We start from the raw sequence: 17630 nt of genomic DNA, 5'->3' as shown, positions 1-17630 counted from the left end.
TACCCTAAATCAGTAAGTTGGCACCATCACCACCCCAGGGATATTTATATTCACTGACTGAGAAATAAAAAAAGCAGCCAGAAACCGGAGCCTTCAACGTTTATCGCCGCCAGCATTTCTCTGCCACTGTCCTTAGCGCTATCCATAATGATCTCCTTTATCCATCCCCTTTCCTGCGCTTCATCCCCGCAGAGGCCCCGCTTTGCCGACAAGTTTGACTGGCTGCAGGCACGCTACCGCCCATCGCTGTTTCCTGTTTATCAGGGACCCGTAGCGCACAAGGTCAGACAGGCAGATTGTTGTTGTTCAACCTCCGCGATCGGGGTCGCTGATTACTCGGTTTCGCTTTTTAATCCGTTAGTCTCTGCTCCTGAGGTATTGGCCGTGCCCGGCGTCAGACAGGCGTCCTTCTGCGGGACCAGACTGATCTCCACCCGGCGATTTTGCGCCCGTCCCTCTGGCGTCTCGTTGCTGGCGACAGGACGGCTTGCGCCGTAGCCCTGCACCGCAAAACAGCTCTCCGGCACATCGCCGGTATCGCGCATCCAGTCGCGGACCGCCTCGGCACGCTTCAGGGAGAGTTGTTGATTGGATCTATCGTTGCCGATGCTGTCGGTATGGCCTGCCACCACGATCAGCCAGCCGGGTTTGGCCTTAATGCCCAGCAGCGAGTTCACCAGCAGCTTTGTCGAACCCGGTTTCAGCGCCGATTTGCCGGTATCGAACAGCGCCATGCTATCGAGGCGGATCGTCTGCGGCCCCTGCACAACCTGCTTAATGACCGGACGCGGCGGCGGGGGCGGCGCCCAGTCATTGATAGCGGCTTCAACGAAGGGGATCAGCCGCCCCCCCTGATACAGCCCCAGCCGATAACGCAGCGGCTCCCCCCGGCGCAACCAGTCATCCAGCAGGCGGCTGTCGGCACGCAGACGCTGCTGCGCCTGCAGCTTCGGCGTCGGCGGCGTGCCGCTGAGGCGGTGATACACCGCCAGATGATCGCCGACGCTGCGCACCAGGCGCTGGTTGTTGATAAAGGAAGCCAGCATCGCCAGCGCCAGAAAGAGGAAGCCCACCCCAGCGGCAAGACCGGCATCGCGCATCCGGCGGCTGACCCCGTGGCGGTGCGGCAGTGACGACAGAAGAAGATCCGGCAGCGGGTGAGGACCTGGCGCCGCGTCGTTGCCCGGGGAGAGCGTGGTGATCCCGGCGATTTGCTGTTGCCAGAGGTTATTCGCCACCGCCGCCACCGGCGTAAGGCAGATGCCCGCGGCACACAGGTTCAGCGGAGGAAGTTCTGCCTGCCGGGCGCGGAATGGCCGGAAAAGAGCGTTTTCGGCCAAGGTCAGAATGCTCTCCAGCCACAGCGTCTGATGCAGGCGTGAGGCAGAGCTGCCCTCCCGCTGCCACCCGGCAACCGCCTGGGGCGCTTGTCCCTTCAGCTGCACCTGGAGACCAGCCCTCTCCGGCGTGATGGTAAACCAGCGGCTTTCCGCGGCCTGGCGGCCTGGCGGCGTCACCCAGAACACGCTCCACACCGGCGGCAGACCGTTTAGCCAGGTTCGGCACTGAACGATACTCCGCCGCCAGTCGCGCAGCGACTGCGCCAGATGCTCCCCGGAGGGGTGGTGCTCCGGTACCACCGCCAGCAGCACGGAAACCTGCGATACCAGCGCCGGACGCGCCGCCGCCAGGTACTGCGCCAGCCGCGGCAACTGCTCCGCGCTGTCACCCCGGAGATACCAGCCGTGACGGGTTTCGCCGTGCGCCGAACGCCCGGGAAACAGACCGTCGGTATCCCCGCAGACCAGAACCACCGCCCCCTGAAAATCCTCGGGCGGTAGGACGATTTCCGATCGCTGACGGCTGACTGCCCGGCGACGCTGACGCCAGAGCGCCGCGCCGCCCGCCAGCAGGATGCACAGACTGAAGATCACCTGGTTGCCGATGGACAGCGGCCAGAAGCCCAGCACTAGCCACAGGGCCAGGATGACGGTCAGTATCGTAAGCAGACGACGGGCATTATCACGCATTTCTTATCCCTGCCCTGCTATCTGCGCCACCATCTGTGACAGCACGGAGGAGAAGGTCAACCACAGCGCCGCCAGCGCCACAATGCCAGCCGCCCAGCCGCACCAGTACATCCGCCGTCCGCTGCGCAGCCGGGAGGCACGAACCACCACCGGCGCCTCCTGGGTCAGGCTGAACGGCGGGACCCGCGCGCCAAGCGCTTGCGCCACGTCCTCACGCCGTTCGTCATCCTCGGCGCGGTACTGTCCGACAAATCCCAGCTGTAAAGTACGAAAAAAGCAGGTCAGCACTGCCGCATCCGCCGTGGGCTCTCGCAGCAGCTGGCGGATCCGTTCCCAGAGCTCTTCCCCGGCGTTGAGAGTGCTGAAAAAGCGCGCCTGCAGCGGATCCTTGCGCCACTTGCGGTAGCCATCATCCTGACTGGCGCGGTTGAGGACGCTCTCATCGAGCAGCGCGCAGTAGGCATAGAGCATCTGCTCAGCGCTGGCTTCACTGACTCCCCCCGCCGTCAGCGCCTCGCGCGCCTCGGTCACCCATCGACAGGCCTGGCGATAGAGCGCCTCGCCATCCGTCACCGGCTGGCCGCAGCGTAACTGGCTGACCATCAGCCAGCCCGGGTAAAAAGTTTTGTTGATCAGATCGCTTTCAGAGCTATTCATGAGCGCAGTACCGCAAAGAGTTCAAGTTTCACGTCGCCAAGCGATTCCGGGGTATAGAAGGTGCAGTTGCCGGCCTCCAGCATCGCGCGGGCGGCATCGGTGGAGAGATCCAGAGCGAAATATTGGTTTTCCAGACGTAGCGGAATGGCCGCCGGCACATGGCTCAGCGGTTTGATCGCGATGCCGCTGAGGGCAATATTGACGACCTCGGCGACATCATCATGGCTACCCGCCTTACAGAGCTGCGGAAAGCGGCTCTGTAGCTGGTGAGGGGGGAGTGAAGAGCGCACCGACAGATAAAAATCCGCCCCCTCGCGCAGCCGCGCATCGTGCAGCCTGCCCCGCCAGATCTCCCGGTCGGCGCCCTGCTCCAGAGCGATGGCGATCACCCTTGAGGGCAGGCTGACTTCGAGCAGCGTATCCAGCAGGGCAAACAGCGGTGGGAATACCTGCTCTGGCGAGGCATGTCGGTAGCGGGGGATTGCTTCCAGATGATGTTCAAGGGAGAAAGTCAGCAGACTGCCGGCCAGCCTGGCCAGTTCGCGATAGAGCAGCTCCGGATGGCGCGAAGGGTCCTGATGCAGCTCGCTGAGCACCGGTTCAGCGCTGTTCAGCGCGTTGAGCAGCCAGAACAGGGAAACATCCGCCACGGCAAAATCAGCCATCCGCGCATTGCTTTCACGACGCATGGCCATCAGGCGTCTGCGTCGGGCCTGCAGGCGATGTAACAGCTCGCCCAGCTCGCTGACCAGCGTCGGGCTTGCCGCCAGCGACAGCAGCGGCGGGATGAATTCCGGGTCAACGATCCACTGCCCCTGGGCGTCGTGCACCAGACGCGCTACCGGGCAGGTGAGGAAGGCTGCATTTTCCTCGGTGGAGAGACGCAGCGTTAGCGCGTGCCGCAGAACGGCCAGCTCGCTGCGTTCATGGCCGGCCAGCTCCTGGACGGTCACCTGCTCGGCGCGCCAGCGGCGCGGGCGGGCGCTCTCCTGGCCGTCATCAAGATTGCCGCCGCTGGCGCTGAGCAGCGGCAGAGCGAGCAGAACCTCCACCCTGTCCTGCATCACGTCCGATACATCGCGGACCGGTGGCAAAATATCCGCCAGCTCGGTGTCAATCAGCGTTCCGTCGGCGAAACGCACGATCAGCCGGGTAGCGTTGAGCCGGGAAAGGGTGAGCGCGCTCGCGTCAAACTCCGCGCGCAATACCCCCCACGGGTGGGCGAGCGCCATGCGGGAGACCGTATCGGCGACGTGCGCGTCCCAGCGGGCCTGTTGCTGAAACTGCTGCGGGACCAGAAAAGCCCCGTCGCGCCATAATGGGCGGAAAATCTTCATTGCACCTCCTGTGCCTTTCGCTTTCATTGGTCTGCAGACAGGACCAAATGCCCGGACGGATATCCCTCATCCGCCGTGTGTTCGGCTGGATTTATTACCTGCCGCTTCAGGGAAAGGAAATATCTCCCCTGCCCGCGAGAGTTTCGAAGTCAGATGATATTTTTGGTCAAGGGATGTTTATCATAAAGCGAAAGAGTCAGGGGGAGGTAACGCCTGGCCCTAAATAATATCTGAATTCAACCCAAGGTAGCTTTATTGCTCTCGGTCATAACATGTAGAAGGAATATTCCATAAGCGGCCCTTTTATTATTTTCCTGTTGAATATTAATTAGCGAATTAATCCCTCCGTAGGGAATATTTATATTTACCTTAAATATAAATAATAATAAAAATATCACCGCAATCGATATACCCTCAGTAGCAATGAGTCCAGAGTCTCCCCGGCAACTGCCAGATGCCCGGAGGAGTGCCCCGCCCCCACCCGGCCATTGCCAGGCGCTGCATTACCCCGTATTTTGGTTTCCCGCTCCGCTGTGGGCGGGTATCAGGGCGAACGAGAGAGAAAATGAAACCACTATTTGTCTATGGGACGCTCTGTCCCGGTCGCAGCAATGCGCATATTCTGGAGGCGATCGGGGGCGAGTGGCGTCCCGGCTACGTCACCGGCACCTTTTACGCGCGCGGCTGGGGCGCAGCCGCCGATTTCCCGGGGATCGTCCTCGACGCTCACGGCCCACGGGTCAACGGCTATCTGTTCCTGTCCGATCGGCTGGCGGCGCACTGGCCGATGCTGGACGACTTTGAGGAGGGGTACGATCGGGTGCCGGTGGAAGTGACCACCGACGATGGACAGCAGATCAGCGCCTGGATTTATCAGCTTCAGCCCCGGGGGTAATCCCCCGCCGCGCTGCGCGGCATGGTACAGCAGCCCAGCGCGATCGCGAGTCTGGCGTCGTTTCTGCCAATGCAGGTATACTTGCCAGATGTTTCCTCAGTTTCAGACACGCAGATGACAAAACTCACCTTACAAGAGCAGATGCTCAAAGCCGGCCTGGTCAGCAGCAAAAAAATGGCTAAAGTCCAGAGGACGGCGAAAAAATCCCGCGTTCAGGCCCGTGAGGCCCGGGAAGCGGTGGAAGAAAATAAAAAAGCCCAGCTGGAGCGTGATAAACAGCTTAGCGAGCAGCAAAAGCAGGCGGTGCTGGCGAAAGAGTATAAAGCCCAGGTGAAGCAGCTGATCGAGATGAACCGCATTACGGTCGCCCGGGGCGATATCGGCTTTAACTTTACCGATAATAATCTGATCAAAAAAATCATGGTCGACAAGCCCACCCAGACCCAGCTGATTAACGGCCGTCTGGCGATTGCCCGCCTGGCGGTGGATAACAAGCCCGAAGGTGAGTATGCGATTATTCCGGCGGTAGTGGCTGAGAAAATTGCCCAGCGCGACGCCAGCAGCATCGTGTTGCACAGCGCCCTGAGTCAGGATGAGCAGGATGAAGACGATCCGTACGCCGACTTTAAGGTGCCCGACGATCTGATGTGGTAACCCCGGGCTTTCCCGCCGCGGGCGATCAAAACGGGCTCGCCTGCTGGATATGCATCGGCTCATGGCTGACGGGGTGGACAAAGCGCAGTTCGCTGGCGTGCAGCATCAGCCGCGGAGCCTGTTCCGTGCCGGGCAGCTCCCGGCCACCGTACAGATCGCAGCCAAGGATCGGATAGCCCAGCAGCTGGCAGTGAATACGCAGCTGATGGGTCCGTCCGGTCTCCGGGGTGAGCGTCACCCGGGTTAACGCCAGCGCCCTCTCGCCTTCTCGCGCCTGATACAGGCGGTCTATGACCCGATAGCGCGAACGCGCCGGTTTGCCGTGGCGGGCGCAGAGCGCCATGCGCGGGAAACGGGCCGGATCTTTGGCGATTGCCGCCTCCACTATCCCCTCGTCTTCCGCCAGGTGGCCGCACAGCAGCGCCGTATAGACCTTGTCCACCGTGCGCTGGCTGAACTGTTGGCACAGCAAGGCGTTAATGCCCTTGTTGCGGGCGATCACCATCAGGCCGGAGGTGCCGAAGTCCAGGCGGTGCACCAGGGTGCAGCCCGGAAAGCGCTGAACCAGCCGGTGATGCACGGAGTCGAGGTTGCGCGGATCTTTGCCCGACAGGCTCAGCAGCCCGGCGGGCTTATTGATCAGCACCAGGTGTTCGTCCTGATACAAGAGGGTGATCTGTTCGCGGCACGGCGGCGCGACAAAGGTATCGATAATGGTGGACATCAGGCGGCCCGAAGAAGGAGTGGCTGGCGATAGTACCTCATTTCGCCCACCGGCACGATGCTGGCGCACAATCCGCCCCTAGCGGCGGCGTCATTTATCACCCACACTTATCGCAAAGGCATGGCCTGTACAGGCAATGTGCTTTACACTGCGCGCTGCAAAATTTGTGTTAACCAACGAGTAATACGGTAATGGCGATGAACGGAACAATCACAACGTGGTTTAAAGATAAAGGTTTTGGATTTATCAAAGATGAAAACGGCGAAAATCGTTATTTTCACGTGATTAAGGTCGCCAATCCTGATCTTATCAAGAAAGACGCGGCGGTGACTTTCGAACCTACCACCAACAATAAAGGGCTGTCGGCCTACGCGGTGAAGGTCATTCCGGAAAGCAAATATATCTATATTGCCGGCGAGCGGTTGAAGCTGACCTCCATCAAATCCTATGTGGTGTACCGGGAAGAAGAGCCGGTCGAGACCCGCGTCGATAAAGAAAACGCCGTGCTGTCGGTCGGGCTGCTGATGAACAGCATCCGGCCAAAAGCCACGGTGCAGCCGGGAGAGATGCGCTCGGTGAAAAAGCTGGCGATCACCACCTTTCAGGGGACAACCCTGATCTTTTCGGAAGACGAAATCGATATCGATGCCACGGTAAAACTGCTTAAGGTGTAAGCCCTGGCGCGCGGTTTCCCGCGCGCCCGAAGTCCTGCCCGATATGCTACCCGCCATCGCCCCTCGCCGGACGGGGCGATGGCGCCAGACAGCCGATAAGGATGCCGCCATGCCCGTAAATTTTGACTTCAACGATCTCTACGCCTTTCGCGCCCTGATGGAATATGGCAGTTTTCGGCTGGCGGCCGAATCCATCTGCCTGTCGCAGTCGGCCCTTAGCCGACGCATCGAAAAGCTGGAGACGGCGCTGGGCAACCGGCTGTTCGATCGCACCACCCGGCGGGTGACCCTCACGCTGTATGGGCAAAATTTTGCCGAACGTTCGGAGCAGCTGCTGGCCCATGTCGAGACGGTGCTGGCGGATATCAGCCAGGTCAGCAAGGCGCGCACCGGGCTGGTGACGGTGGCGACAGTGCCTTCCGCCGCCTACTACTTTATGCCGGAAATCATCCGCAGCTTTCAGGCGCGTTATCCCCAGGTGCGCATCCGGTTGATTGACAGCAGCGTCGGGAATGTGATCGAGGCGGTCAGCAGCGGACAGGCTGACTTTGGCCTCTGCTTTGCCAAAAACCTGCCAGCCAGTATCGAATTCACCCCTCTTGCCGACGACCGCTATGTGGCCGCCTGTCGGCACGATCATCCGCTGGCGCGCAAGACGCACCTAAGCTGGCAGGCGTATTTTGAACAGGATTATATTGGCCTGGATCGGGTCTCCGGCAACCGGACGCTGCTTGACCGGGAGCTGGCGCATCTGACGCCGGCGCGGCCAAGTATCTGCGAAACCCGCCACGTCACCACGATGCTGGGGATGGTGGAAGCGGGCATCGGCATTGCCGCCGTGCCCGCGATGTCGATGCCCGCCGGGGAGCATTCCGTTCTCCGCGCTGTGCCGCTCACCGACCCGGTGGTCACGCGTACGGTAGGCCTGATCCGCCTCAGCGGCCGTATTCAGTCCTACGTGGCGGCAGAGCTGGAGAAGCTGATTATTGAACAGTATCCTTCTGGCTGACCGGCGCGGCGGCGGACACGCTTCGCATACCGGTGGCGTGGATGGTCTCCTGCGCCGCCGGTGACGCCAGATACGTCAGCAGCGCCTTGCCTTCCTGCGGGTGCTCGGCGCTGATGGTCACCGCCCCGGCAAAGCGGGTGATGTACTGCAGGTTATCCGGCAGTTCGCCGACGAAGGTTACGCCGGGCACCGGCAGCAGTTCGCTCACCTGCTGAAAACCGATCGCATACCGTCCCTTGGCCACTTCCGAGGCCACCGGAATGCGCTCCACCATCTGCGCTTTACTCTGCATCGCGTCATCAATGCCCAGGGTGTGGAACAGCGTCGAGCTGACATAGCGTCCGCTGGCGCTGTCGGAGTACGCGACCGATGGCGCCGCCAGCAGCGTAGCCCGCAGCTGGTCTGCGTCGTGGATAGCCGGCAGCGGCGCCCCCGCCTTCACCACCACGCCGATCGGCGAGTCGGCCAGCTCCCGGCGCGAGTCCGGTTGCGTACGGCCCGCTTTCTCGAGGCTGGTCAGCGCGTCCCCGACCATGATCACCACGTCCGCGTGTTCGCCGCGCGCCAGACGGTTAGGGATCGCCTGCGGCGTTTTTCCCATCGACGGGCCAGGGATCACCACGAGGTGGTTGCCGGTTTGTTTTTCCCACGCCGGGGCCAGCTTTTCCAGCGCCGCTTTGAAGCCGCCGGAGATCATCACGGTGACCTCAGCGGACAACGCGCTGCCGCCGGTGGCGGCCAGCAGCAGCGTGGCCAGCAGGGTTCCTGTCGTTTTACGCATCATCTTCTCCCTGATTAACGTGCCGTCTGCAGCGCAACGGCGCTACGGCGATAGAGGTAGCAAGTGGCCAGCAGGCCGCAGATGGCGGCAAAGCTCATCCAGTAGCCGGGAGACGCTTTATCACCGGTATACTCAATCAGCGCCGTGGAAATCACCGGCGTGAAGCCGCCAAACACCGCGGTCGCCAGGCTGTAGGCCAGCGAGAAACCTGCCACGCGCACTTCGGCGGGCATAATTTCGGTCAGCGCCGGGATCATCGCCCCGTTGTACATGCCGTAGATAAACGACAGCCACAGCAGCACGCTCAGCATCATCAAAAAGCTCGGAGCGTTCGCCAGCATGGTCAGCGCAGGCCAGGCGGTAGCCAGCGCCAGCAGGGTCATGGCGATCAGCACCGACCGGCGGCCAAAGCGGTCGGACAGCGCCCCGCCCACCGGCAGCCAGAAGAAGTTGGAAATCGCCACCAGCAGCGTGACCAGCAGGCTGTCAGAGGCACTGAGCATCAGCACCTTTTTACCAAAGGTCGGGGCATAGACGGTGATCAGGTAGAACGCGGTGGTGGTCATCGCCACCATCATCATCCCGGCGATAACCACCTGCCAGTTCGCCAGCAGGGTGGCGAATACCTGGCGCATCGCCAGATGATGGCGGCGGGCAGTAAACTCCTGGGTCTCCTCCAGCTTACGGCGCAGGATAAAAATGAACGGAACAATCAGGCAGCCGAAAAGGAACGGAATACGCCAGCCCCAGTCGCTGATAGCGCTCGGCTCCAGTACCGCGTTGAGGGCAAAGCCCATCGCGGCTGCCACCATGATGGCAACCTGCTGACTGCCCGACTGCCAGCTGGTGTAAAAGCCTTTGCGGCCCGAGGTGGCGATCTCGGCCAGATAGACCGACACCCCGCCCAGCTCGGCGCCTGCGGAAAAGCCCTGCAGCAGACGGCCGATCAGCACCAGCAGCGGCGCCCACAGGCCAATGGTCTGATAAGAGGGGATCAGCACGATCAGGAAGGTGCCGGTGGCCATGATCGACAGGGTGACGATCAGCCCCTTGCGCCGCCCCACCTTGTCGATATAGGCGCCAAGTACGATAGCGCCGATGGGGCGCATCAAAAAGCCGGCGCCAAAGACTGCGAAGGTCATCATCAGCGAGGCGAATTCACTGCTCGCCGGAAAAAAGGTATGGGCGATGTAGGTGGCATAAAACCCGAACAGAAAAAAGTCGAACTGTTCGAGAAAGTTACCGGACGTGACGCGCAGAATGGCGCCGATCCGGTCACGGGTACTCATCTGTGAGGTTGTTGAATGCATGCAGGTCTCCAGTTTGTTATCCACGCGTTGTCGCGCGCCTGTCGCTGAAGACTGAAACAGAACCGGGAACGAAATAAGCGTAATAAACGCATCCACTAATGCATTTTACGCATGAATAACATTTAACTAATTAACATTACTTTTACATACAATCATTTAACACACACCGTCCTAACCACGCCGCGGGTGACGGCGAAAAAGTCAGTTTTCCGTTTTGTGACCGGGGCCAGGATATGTCGCCGTGGGTTGAAGGCATAAAACCTGGCCTGGGGTAACGAAATACCCTGCCGGCTGGAAAGCGCGTCAGGAAGCGGTGGACTCCCCCACCAGCGTCTGCAACAGGGAGATAAGCCAGCGGGTAGCCTCGCGTTTCCCGCTGCGTTGGTGGGCGTAAATCTTGACGTCAAACGGCGGAACCGGAAACGGCAGCGGGAAAATGGTCAGCCGGGCGGCGCGGGCCATCGTCTCCGCCGCCCGCCGGGGCAGCGCCATCAACAGGTCGCTCTGCTCAATAATAAAGGGCGCGCTCAGCATCGAGGGGGTTTTCATCGCCACCTGCCGCGAATAGCCCTGTCGCTCCAGCTCACAGTCCAGCACCCCCTGCCGCTCATTCCACGGGGTCACCACCAGATGACGGGCCGCAAGGTAGGCGTCCAGGGTCAGCGCCGTCCGGTTGGCCTGGCTGATGACCACATATTCGTCCCGCAGCCAGTTAATCTCCTCAAGATCGGGATGGGCTGGCTCGTCAGGGGTATTGAACCCGAGGGCCAGGTCGACCTCGCCCGCCAGCAGCTCGGTCAGCGCCGGGCTGTGGGGCAGATAACGGAGCTCAAACCGCAGCCCGGGCGCCTCACGCTGCAGGTGATGCATCAGCGTCGGAAAGACGCAGAACGCGGTGAAATCGGTGATCGCAATCTGCATGCAGTCGGTGCTGGCGGCCGGCACAAACGCCGCCGGCGGCGTCAGCTCCTGGTTGAGAAACTTCAGCGCCGAAGCGATAGAGGGCGCCAGCTGGCTGGCATAGACGCTGGGGCACATCCGGTGGCCTTCGCGGTAGAACAGCGGATCGTTGAGGGCGCTGCGCAGCCGGGAAAGCGCATGGCTCAGCGCCGAGGTGCTCATCGCCAGCTCTTCCGCCGCCAGGCGTACCGAGCGGGAGCGATAGACCGCGTCAAAGACCGGCAACAGGTTGAGGTCAATCCGGCGCAGGACAGGATGCATAATATTCATCGTTTGCTGATTTCATTGCACTTAATTCTTTTCACAATACCGCTTATCCTCAGGGTCAGCAATTTTGCTCTCTTTTGACTATGGATACAGGACAACCCATGAGCATCACAATCCGCCAGGCCACCCCGGACGACGCCACCGCTATTTACGACATGATTTATGAACTCGCGGTCTACGAGAAAGCCCCCGAAGAGGTAGTGACGACGCCAGAGGAGATCAGAGAGACGCTGTTTGCCAGCGGCAGCAAAACCGAAGCGCTGATCTGCGAGGTGGCGGGCAAAGCGGTGGGCTACGCGGTGTTCTTCACCAGCTACTCCACCTGGCTTGGACGCAATGGTATCTATATGGAGGATCTGTACGTCACCCCCGACTATCGCGGGATCGGCGCCGGAAAAGCGCTGCTGAAAACCATCGCGCAATATGCTGTACAACGTCAGTGCGGGCGTCTGGAGTGGAGCGTGCTCGACTGGAACCAGCCGGCGATTGATTTCTATCTGAGCATTGGCGCGCAGCCGCAGGATGAGTGGGTGCGTTATCGCCTCACTGGCGATGCGCTGCGGGCCTTTGCGGAGTAAAGCGGCTCGCCAGCAGGTCGGCGCCAGGCGTCGACCTGCTGGCCGCGGATCAGGCTTCGACCGCGCTCTTCTGCAGCTGCGGACCGGCCAGCGCCAGACGCGCACCCGCTTCGGTATCGCTGTACTGCTTGAAGTTATCCATAAACAGCTGAGCCAGGCTCTCGGCCTTCTCCTGCCATTTATCCGCTGAACTCCAGCCATTACGCGGATCCAGCACCGCGCTGTCTACCCCTGGAATGCTCTGCGGGATCGCAAGACCGAACACCGGGATGGTCTCCTCGCGCAGCGGGCCGGTAGTGCCGTTGAGGATCGCGCTAATGATGCTGCGGGTATCGCGCAGCGACAGGCGTTTGCCCTCGCCGTTCCAGCCGATGTTGACCAGCCAGGCTTCGGCACCGGATTCCGCCATCTTCGCCGCCAGTACGCTGGCGTACTGGGTCGGGTGAAGCAGCAGGAACGCCGCGCCATAGCAGGCGGAGAAGGTCGGCGTCGGCTGGGTAATGCCACGCTCGGTGCCCGCCAGCTTCGAGGTGAAACCCGACAGGAAATGGTACTGCATCTGCTCGGTGGTCAGACGGGAGACCGGCGGCAGGACGCCAAACGCATCGGCGGCAAGGAAAATCACCTTCGACGGATGGCCCGCGCGGGACACCGGCTTGACGATATTGTCGATATGCGACAGCGGATAGGAGACGCGGGTGTTTTCGGTTTTGCTGCCGTCGGCATAATCCACGCTGCCGTCAGCGCGCACTACCACGTTTTCCAGCAGCGCATTGCGGCGGATGGCGCCATAAATCTCCGGCTCCGCCTGCGGATCGAGATTGATGGTCTTAGCGTAGCAGCCGCCTTCGAAGTTAAACACGCCGTCATCGTCCCAGCCGTGCTCATCATCGCCGATCAGCTGACGATGCGGATCGGTCGACAGGGTGGTTTTCCCGGTCCCGGAGAGGCCGAAGAACAGCGCCACGTCCCCTGCTTCGCCACGGTTGGCCGAGCAGTGCATCGACGCGATGCCTTTCTGCGGCAGCAGGTAGTTCATGACCGAGAACAGCCCCTTCTTCATTTCGCCGCCGTACCAGGTACCGCCGATGAGCTGAATACGCTCGCTGAGATTAAAGGCGACAAAGTTCTCGGAGTTCATCCCCTGCGCCTGCCAGTTGGCATTGGTGCAGCCCGCGCCGTTGAGCACCACGAAGTCTGGCGTAAAGCTGGCCAGCTCGTCGGCGCTTGGCACGATGAACATGTTTTTGACAAAGTGGGCCTGCCACGCCACCTCGGTGACGAAGCGTACGCCAAGACGGGTGTCCGGGCTGGCGCCGCACCAGGCGTCGATGACGTACAGTTTTTTGCCGCTCAGCTGGCCCGCGACCAGGCTTTTCAGGCTGCGCCACACGTCTGGCGATAACGGCTTATTGTCATTACGGCCGAGGCCGGAGTCTGCCCACCAGACGGTGTCGCGAGTCTGTTCGTCGCGGACGATGTATTTATCGCGCGGCGAACGGCCGGTGAAGATCCCGGTATCAACAGCCACAGCGCCAGAGTCGGTCATCACGCCGCGGGCCGCGCCGGTCAGCTCAGGAGAGGTTTCATGTGCAATAAGCAAATCGTAATCAGGGTTGTAAAAGAATTCGCCGCTTGCATTAATCCCCAGCTCCTGCAGAGCCATTTTTACTGATTCAATTTGTTGTGACATGGAACTCCTGACAAACTATTTAAGGTAAGAGGCCTGGGTTATTCATTGCTTTCGTCATCGTCGCCGGCTATTTAATAAGATAAGTCCTGGACAATGAAATAAAGCAATAAATAACCGTGAGTCGCGATTTCATATCGTGCTCATGTAGGGTCGCCGATATGCATTCATAAATCTCAACTTTCCAAAAAATGTTAACACCTGTCGATAATTATGTTAATTGCATAGTTTCTATGCGCTATGCTAAAATTGCATAGCCTTTATTGCGTTTTTGAGGACTGGATCGGTGTTGGCAAATCTGGAAGTAAAATGGCTGTATGATGTGATTGCCCTCGAGGAGTCGCGCAGCTTTACCCTGGCGGCCAAAGCCCGCAACATCTCTCAGTCCTCGTTCAGCCGACGCATCCAGTCGCTGGAGGCTTCCCTCGGATTCAGCATCTTCGATCGTAGCGCCAACCCTCTGCAGCTGACCAACCGCGGGAAAATTTTTGTCGGCTATGCGCGAAATATGCTCGATGACATGGATTTTCAGATCAGCCGTATTAAAGGCTTAAATAACACTACCCAGAAAATAAGGATCGACGCCGCCCCTTCGCTGTCGGTGTTATTACTGCCCGAGATCATCGCCGGTTACACCGACCGTAAAAATAAGACTTTTCATGTTGAATCGATTAACGTCAACGACGCCGTATTTAACCTGAAAGAGGGAAAAAGCGATTTTATCCTCTCCTTCTATAATGAAGAATTGATGAACTATCCGTTTATTAATCATAAAATTTTTGATTCTTATCTGCACCTGGTCTCCCCCTGCGACGAACATGGCCGCCCGCTGTTTCATTTACATCGCGGCGTGCTGCCGCTGATGAAATACGCCAACGACAGCTATATGGGGCGCCAGGTGAACCAGGTGATCGACCGCACGCCGGAGATCACCTTCTCTCTCACCTTTGTCTCTTCCATGAGTGAGCTGCTCAAGCGCATGATCCTCAATGGCGACGGCGTGGGCTGGCTGCCGCAGTACTCCATTCAGCGCGAGCTGGACGAAGGCCGGCTGACGATCCTCGATGAGAGCCTGTCGCTGCCGATCGGCGCCTGGCTCTACCGCTCCGGCTCGCGGCTTAACCAGGCCGCCGAACGTTTCTGGCAGCACATTAAAACCCGTAACGAACCGCGGGAATAACCCCCTCAGCCGCTGATCCCCAGATATGCCTTACGCACCTCCGGGTCGTTGAGCAGCGTCTGGCCGCTACCGCTCAGGCGGATCTGGCCGTTCACCATCACGTAGGCGCGGTCCGACAGGTTGAGGGCATGGCGGGCATTCTGCTCCACCAGAAACAGCGTCATCCCCTGGGCCGTCAGCTCGCGCAGGATCTGAAAAATCTGCTTCACCACCAGCGGCGCCAGCCCCAGGCTCGGCTCATCCAGCAGCAGCAGGCGCGGTCGGCTCATCAGCGCCCGGGCGATGGCCAGCATCTGCTGCTCGCCGCCGGAGAGGGTCATCGCCCGCTGTCCCCGCCGCTCTTCCAGCCGGGGGAACAGCTGGTACATTCGCGCCTTGTCCTCGGCCTGATAGCGGTTGCCAATGGCAATGGTCCCCATTAGCAGATTCTCCTCGACGGTCATATCGGGAAAGATGCGCCGCCCTTCCGGGGCCTGGGCGATGCCGTTGCTGGCGATAAAGTGGGTCGATTTCCGGCTGATCGCCTCCCCGCGATAGAAAATCTCCCCGCCGGCAATGCGCGGCTGGCCGAAGACCGACATCAGCAGCGTTGATTTACCGGCGCCGTTGGCGCCGATCAGCGCCACCGTCTCCCCCTCGTTGACGGTGAGGGAGACCTGCTTCAGGGCCTGGATCGGCCCGTAGAAGACATCCACCTCATTAAAGGCAAGCAAAGGCTGGCTCATCGGCGCGTCTCCTCTTCCTCAGCGCCTAGATAGGCGGCAATCACGCTGGCGTTGGCCTGGATCGCCTGCGGCGCGCCGCGGGCGATGACGTCCCCGTGATCGAGGACGATGATATGATCCGAAATCTCCATCACCATCCCCATATCATGCTCGATCAGTAGCACCGTGATGCCGTGCTGCTGGCGCAGAAAGCGAATAATCCGGCTCAGCGCCTGGGTTTCCACCGGGTTGAGACCGGCGGCCGGCTCGTCCAGACAGATCATCTCCGGACGGGTGCACATGGCGCGGGCGATCTCCAGCCACCGCTGCTGTCCGTAGGAGAGGGTCCCCGCCAGACGGTTGGCGCAGTCCACCATCTCCACCACCTCCAGCCAGTAAAAAGCGCGATCCAGCGCCTGACTCTCCGCCTGCCGATACCCACGGGTATTGAGGATCCCGGCCAGCAGATGGCGGTTGACCTGGGTATGCTGGGCCACCAGCAGGTTCTCGATCACCGACATCTCGCGGAATAAACGTATATTCTGGAAGGTGCGCGCCAGGCCAGCGCGGTTCACCAGATGGGTGCCACCGAACATCTTGTAATAGATCCGCCTCCCCAGCTGCGCCGGGTGGAGAAAATCGTCCGGGTGAAGCTTCTGCCCCAGCACCTGAATGACATCGGTGACCTTTTCCCGCGCCCGCAGCACGATACTGCCCCCCGTCGCCCGATAAAAACCGGTCAGGCAGTTAAACACCGTGGTCTTGCCCGCGCCGTTGGGGCCTATCAGGGCGGTGATCGACCCCCGCTCCACCTCCAGATTGACATCATTCAGCGCTTTGATGCCGCCGAAATGCATCATCAGATGCTCAACGCGTAAGATGCTGTCGGTCATGGCGCGACTCCTTTTCGCAACGCAACCCCGCTGCGGCTGGTGCGCACCAGGCCGCGCGGCCGCCAGATCATCATCATCACCATCAGCACGCCGAACAGCAGCACCCGATATTCGTCAAAGCCGCGCAGCAGCTCCGGGGTGACCGTCAGAACAAACGCCGCCAGTACCACTCCCAGGGTGGAGCCCATTCCCCCGAGCACCACAATCGCCAGGATCAGCGCCGACTCAAAAAAGGTGAACGACGTCGGGTTAACAAACCCCTGATAGCTGGCGAAGAACACCCCGGCGATGCCGGCCGTCGACGCGCCGAGCATAAACGCCGAGAGCTTCACCAGCACGTGATTGAGCCCCATCGCCCGACAGGCGATCTCATCCTCGCGCAGCGCCTCCCAGGCGCGGCCGATGGGCATCCGCGTCAGGCGATGCTTCACCAGCAGCACCAGCATCACCACCAGACACAGCACGGCGTAGAGAAAGATGAATTTCAGGTTGGGGTTGTAGCTGACGTGGAAAAACTCATGGATGGGGATGCCGCCATCTTTCGCCCGGCGGGTAAACTCGAGGCCAAACAGCGTGGGGGATGGCACCGGTACGCCGTTAGGGCCGCCGGTGAAGCTCACCCAGTTGTTGAGCACCAGGCGGATAATTTCGCCAAAGCCGAGGGTGACGATGGCCAGATAGTCGCCATGCATACGCAGCACCGGAAAGCCCAGCAACGCCCCGGCGAGAGCCGCCATCACCGCCCCCAGCGGCAGCATCGCCCAGAAGCCAAGTCCCAGGTACTGGTAGCCCAGCGCCAGGCCGTAGGCGCCGATGGCGTAAAACGCCACATAGCCCAGATCGAGCAGGCCCGCGAGGCCCACCACAATATTCAACCCCAGGCCAAGCAGAACGTAGATCAGCCCAAGAATGGCCACGGTCAGCAGATATTTTGTGGCGAGAAACGGAAAGACAATGGCCAGCCCCACCAGCAGCGGTATTATCCAGCGCAGCCGCGAGCGGTAGCCCGGCGGCCGGACGTACACCCCGTCATCCGCCCCCTCAAAGCGGGCAATAAAGGCTTTTCCCCTGTGGCTCTGCAGCAGCAGACTGAGCGCCAGCCTGCCGGCCATCACCACCGCCACCAGAATCGCCACCCGCGCAGGCGCGAGGGTAAAACCATACCCTTTGAGCACCACGCCGACGATCGGGCCAAAGACAATTAACGCGCAAAGGCCGGCCAGTACGCTGTCGATCAGCGCGTTTTGGATAGCCCGCGCAGGCTGGCGCGTAATTTCACCCATAAAG

At 60.5% G+C, this 17630-nt stretch carries 17 protein-coding genes and 2 pseudogenes; 6 read left to right on the top strand and 13 right to left on the bottom strand.

The window, feature by feature from the left end; genetic code table 11:
* Nucleotides 1-9: 9 nt before the first annotated feature.
* The 5 genes and pseudogenes from HMPREF3140_RS28690 to HMPREF3140_RS29550 all read right to left on the bottom strand — a co-directional run bounded on the left by HMPREF3140_RS28690 (nucleotide 10) and on the right by HMPREF3140_RS29550 (nucleotide 4505).
* Nucleotides 10-146, bottom strand: a pseudogene (locus tag HMPREF3140_RS28690) (hypothetical protein).
* Nucleotides 147-332: 186 nt separating this feature from the next.
* Complete coding sequence (locus tag HMPREF3140_RS08535; RefSeq protein ID WP_064186239.1) at nucleotides 333-2030, bottom strand: OmpA family protein; 1698 nt, start codon at nucleotides 2028-2030, stop codon at nucleotides 333-335.
* A 3-nt stretch (nucleotides 2031-2033) separates the two neighbouring features.
* Nucleotides 2034-2687: a type VI secretion system protein TssL, short form gene (gene tssL / locus HMPREF3140_RS08530; RefSeq protein ID WP_064186240.1), complete on the bottom strand. Its 654-nt coding sequence runs from the start codon at nucleotides 2685-2687 to the stop codon at nucleotides 2034-2036.
* On the bottom strand, nucleotides 2684-4024 hold the full coding sequence (gene tssK, locus HMPREF3140_RS08525; protein ID WP_064186241.1) for a type VI secretion system baseplate subunit TssK: 1341 nt from the start codon (nucleotides 4022-4024) through the stop codon (nucleotides 2684-2686). The genes tssL and tssK overlap by 4 nt, the downstream gene beginning before the upstream one ends.
* Before the next feature lie 236 nt (nucleotides 4025-4260).
* Nucleotides 4261-4505, bottom strand: a pseudogene (locus tag HMPREF3140_RS29550) (hypothetical protein).
* Nucleotides 4506-4589: 84 nt separating this feature from the next.
* Between HMPREF3140_RS29550 and HMPREF3140_RS08515 the strand changes: the two are divergent.
* A complete protein-coding gene (locus HMPREF3140_RS08515) occupies nucleotides 4590-4919 on the top strand; it encodes a gamma-glutamylcyclotransferase family protein (protein ID WP_002910650.1) in 330 nt (109 codons plus the stop codon).
* 114 nt (nucleotides 4920-5033) lie between these two features.
* On the top strand, nucleotides 5034-5573 hold the full coding sequence (locus HMPREF3140_RS08510; RefSeq protein ID WP_002910652.1) for a DUF2058 domain-containing protein: 540 nt from the start codon (nucleotides 5034-5036) through the stop codon (nucleotides 5571-5573).
* Between the two features lie 25 nt (nucleotides 5574-5598).
* On the opposite strand, the gene HMPREF3140_RS08505 is transcribed toward HMPREF3140_RS08510, so the two are convergent.
* A complete protein-coding gene (locus tag HMPREF3140_RS08505) occupies nucleotides 5599-6297 on the bottom strand; it encodes an RluA family pseudouridine synthase (protein ID WP_002910654.1) in 699 nt (232 codons plus the stop codon).
* 191 nt (nucleotides 6298-6488) lie between these two features.
* Between HMPREF3140_RS08505 and HMPREF3140_RS08500 the strand changes: the two genes are divergently transcribed.
* Both HMPREF3140_RS08500 and HMPREF3140_RS08495 read left to right on the top strand, forming a co-directional pair.
* Nucleotides 6489-6971, top strand: coding sequence for a cold-shock protein (locus HMPREF3140_RS08500; RefSeq protein WP_002910657.1), 483 nt, complete (start codon nucleotides 6489-6491; stop codon nucleotides 6969-6971).
* 109 nt (nucleotides 6972-7080) lie between these two features.
* Nucleotides 7081-7980 carry an L-proline-binding transcription factor PsrA gene (locus HMPREF3140_RS08495; protein WP_004152315.1) on the top strand — a complete coding sequence of 300 codons (900 nt, stop codon included), beginning with the start codon at nucleotides 7081-7083 and terminating at the stop codon, nucleotides 7978-7980.
* Here HMPREF3140_RS08495 and HMPREF3140_RS08490 read toward each other — a convergent pair.
* From HMPREF3140_RS08490 to HMPREF3140_RS08480, 3 genes are all read right to left on the bottom strand, one after another.
* Nucleotides 7955-8764 (bottom strand): substrate-binding domain-containing protein, encoded by an 810-nt coding sequence (locus HMPREF3140_RS08490; protein ID WP_074195549.1) that lies wholly within the window; start codon nucleotides 8762-8764, stop codon nucleotides 7955-7957. The two genes, HMPREF3140_RS08495 and HMPREF3140_RS08490, sit on opposite strands and share 26 nt — an antisense overlap.
* A gap of 11 nt (nucleotides 8765-8775) precedes the next feature.
* Complete coding sequence (locus HMPREF3140_RS08485; RefSeq protein WP_004152313.1) at nucleotides 8776-10071, bottom strand: MFS transporter; 1296 nt, start codon at nucleotides 10069-10071, stop codon at nucleotides 8776-8778.
* Between the two features lie 303 nt (nucleotides 10072-10374).
* On the bottom strand, nucleotides 10375-11301 hold the full coding sequence (locus tag HMPREF3140_RS08480) for a LysR family transcriptional regulator (protein ID WP_002910715.1): 927 nt from the start codon (nucleotides 11299-11301) through the stop codon (nucleotides 10375-10377).
* A gap of 98 nt (nucleotides 11302-11399) precedes the next feature.
* Here HMPREF3140_RS08480 and HMPREF3140_RS08475 point away from each other — a divergent pair, with 98 nt between their 5' ends.
* A complete protein-coding gene (locus tag HMPREF3140_RS08475; protein ID WP_002910717.1) occupies nucleotides 11400-11876 on the top strand; it encodes a GNAT family N-acetyltransferase in 477 nt (158 codons plus the stop codon).
* A gap of 49 nt (nucleotides 11877-11925) precedes the next feature.
* On the opposite strand, the gene pckA is transcribed toward HMPREF3140_RS08475, so the two are convergent.
* Nucleotides 11926-13569: a phosphoenolpyruvate carboxykinase (ATP) gene (pckA, locus tag HMPREF3140_RS08470; RefSeq protein ID WP_070552936.1), complete on the bottom strand. Its 1644-nt coding sequence runs from the start codon at nucleotides 13567-13569 to the stop codon at nucleotides 11926-11928.
* Between the two features lie 283 nt (nucleotides 13570-13852).
* Here pckA and HMPREF3140_RS08465 point away from each other — a divergent pair, with 283 nt between their 5' ends.
* Nucleotides 13853-14746, top strand: a complete 894-nt coding sequence (locus HMPREF3140_RS08465) for a LysR substrate-binding domain-containing protein (protein WP_002910720.1) — start codon at nucleotides 13853-13855, stop codon at nucleotides 14744-14746.
* A gap of 5 nt (nucleotides 14747-14751) precedes the next feature.
* Here HMPREF3140_RS08465 and HMPREF3140_RS08460 read toward each other — a convergent pair whose 3' ends face one another.
* Genes HMPREF3140_RS08460 through livM form a run of 3 tightly spaced genes read right to left on the bottom strand, consistent with a single transcriptional unit; the run spans nucleotide 14752 to nucleotide 17626 of the window.
* Complete coding sequence (locus HMPREF3140_RS08460) at nucleotides 14752-15471, bottom strand: ABC transporter ATP-binding protein (protein WP_004175491.1); 720 nt, start codon at nucleotides 15469-15471, stop codon at nucleotides 14752-14754.
* Entirely contained in the window at nucleotides 15468-16343 is an 876-nt protein-coding gene (locus HMPREF3140_RS08455) for an ABC transporter ATP-binding protein (protein ID WP_070552935.1), read from the bottom strand. The genes HMPREF3140_RS08460 and HMPREF3140_RS08455 overlap by 4 nt, the downstream gene beginning before the upstream one ends.
* A complete protein-coding gene (gene livM, locus HMPREF3140_RS08450; protein ID WP_004148804.1) occupies nucleotides 16340-17626 on the bottom strand; it encodes a high-affinity branched-chain amino acid ABC transporter permease LivM in 1287 nt (428 codons plus the stop codon). Before livM ends, HMPREF3140_RS08455 begins: the two co-directional genes overlap by 4 nt.
* Nucleotides 17627-17630 lie beyond the last annotated feature (4 nt).

This window comes from Klebsiella sp. HMSC16A12 (assembly GCF_001808265.1).
Lineage (GTDB): Bacteria > Pseudomonadota > Gammaproteobacteria > Enterobacterales > Enterobacteriaceae > Klebsiella > Klebsiella pneumoniae.
This window is presented reverse-complemented; position numbering and strand designations above follow the sequence as displayed.

Excerpts from the sequence above, each read along its gene's own strand:
- HMPREF3140_RS08535 (WP_064186239.1), bottom strand. The coding sequence starts at position 2,030 with ATGCGTGATAATGCCCGTCGTCTGCTTACGATACTGACCGTCATCCTG.
- HMPREF3140_RS08510 (WP_002910652.1), top strand. The coding sequence starts at position 5,034 with ATGACAAAACTCACCTTACAAGAGCAGATGCTCAAAGCCGGCCTGGTC.
- HMPREF3140_RS08505 (WP_002910654.1), bottom strand. The coding sequence starts at position 6,297 with ATGTCCACCATTATCGATACCTTTGTCGCGCCGCCGTGCCGCGAACAG.
- livM (WP_004148804.1), bottom strand. The coding sequence starts at position 17,626 with ATGGGTGAAATTACGCGCCAGCCTGCGCGGGCTATCCAAAACGCGCTG.
- HMPREF3140_RS08460 (WP_004175491.1), bottom strand. The coding sequence starts at position 15,471 with ATGAGCCAGCCTTTGCTTGCCTTTAATGAGGTGGATGTCTTCTACGGG.
- tssL (WP_064186240.1), bottom strand. The coding sequence starts at position 2,687 with ATGAATAGCTCTGAAAGCGATCTGATCAACAAAACTTTTTACCCGGGC.
- tssK (WP_064186241.1), bottom strand. The coding sequence starts at position 4,024 with ATGAAGATTTTCCGCCCATTATGGCGCGACGGGGCTTTTCTGGTCCCG.
- HMPREF3140_RS08485 (WP_004152313.1), bottom strand. The coding sequence starts at position 10,071 with ATGCATTCAACAACCTCACAGATGAGTACCCGTGACCGGATCGGCGCC.
- HMPREF3140_RS08475 (WP_002910717.1), top strand. The coding sequence starts at position 11,400 with ATGAGCATCACAATCCGCCAGGCCACCCCGGACGACGCCACCGCTATT.
- HMPREF3140_RS08515 (WP_002910650.1), top strand. The coding sequence starts at position 4,590 with ATGAAACCACTATTTGTCTATGGGACGCTCTGTCCCGGTCGCAGCAAT.
- HMPREF3140_RS08495 (WP_004152315.1), top strand. The coding sequence starts at position 7,081 with ATGCCCGTAAATTTTGACTTCAACGATCTCTACGCCTTTCGCGCCCTG.
- pckA (WP_070552936.1), bottom strand. The coding sequence starts at position 13,569 with ATGTCACAACAAATTGAATCAGTAAAAATGGCTCTGCAGGAGCTGGGG.
- HMPREF3140_RS08490 (WP_074195549.1), bottom strand. The coding sequence starts at position 8,764 with ATGATGCGTAAAACGACAGGAACCCTGCTGGCCACGCTGCTGCTGGCC.
- HMPREF3140_RS08500 (WP_002910657.1), top strand. The coding sequence starts at position 6,489 with ATGGCGATGAACGGAACAATCACAACGTGGTTTAAAGATAAAGGTTTT.
- HMPREF3140_RS08480 (WP_002910715.1), bottom strand. The coding sequence starts at position 11,301 with ATGAATATTATGCATCCTGTCCTGCGCCGGATTGACCTCAACCTGTTG.
- HMPREF3140_RS08455 (WP_070552935.1), bottom strand. The coding sequence starts at position 16,343 with ATGACCGACAGCATCTTACGCGTTGAGCATCTGATGATGCATTTCGGC.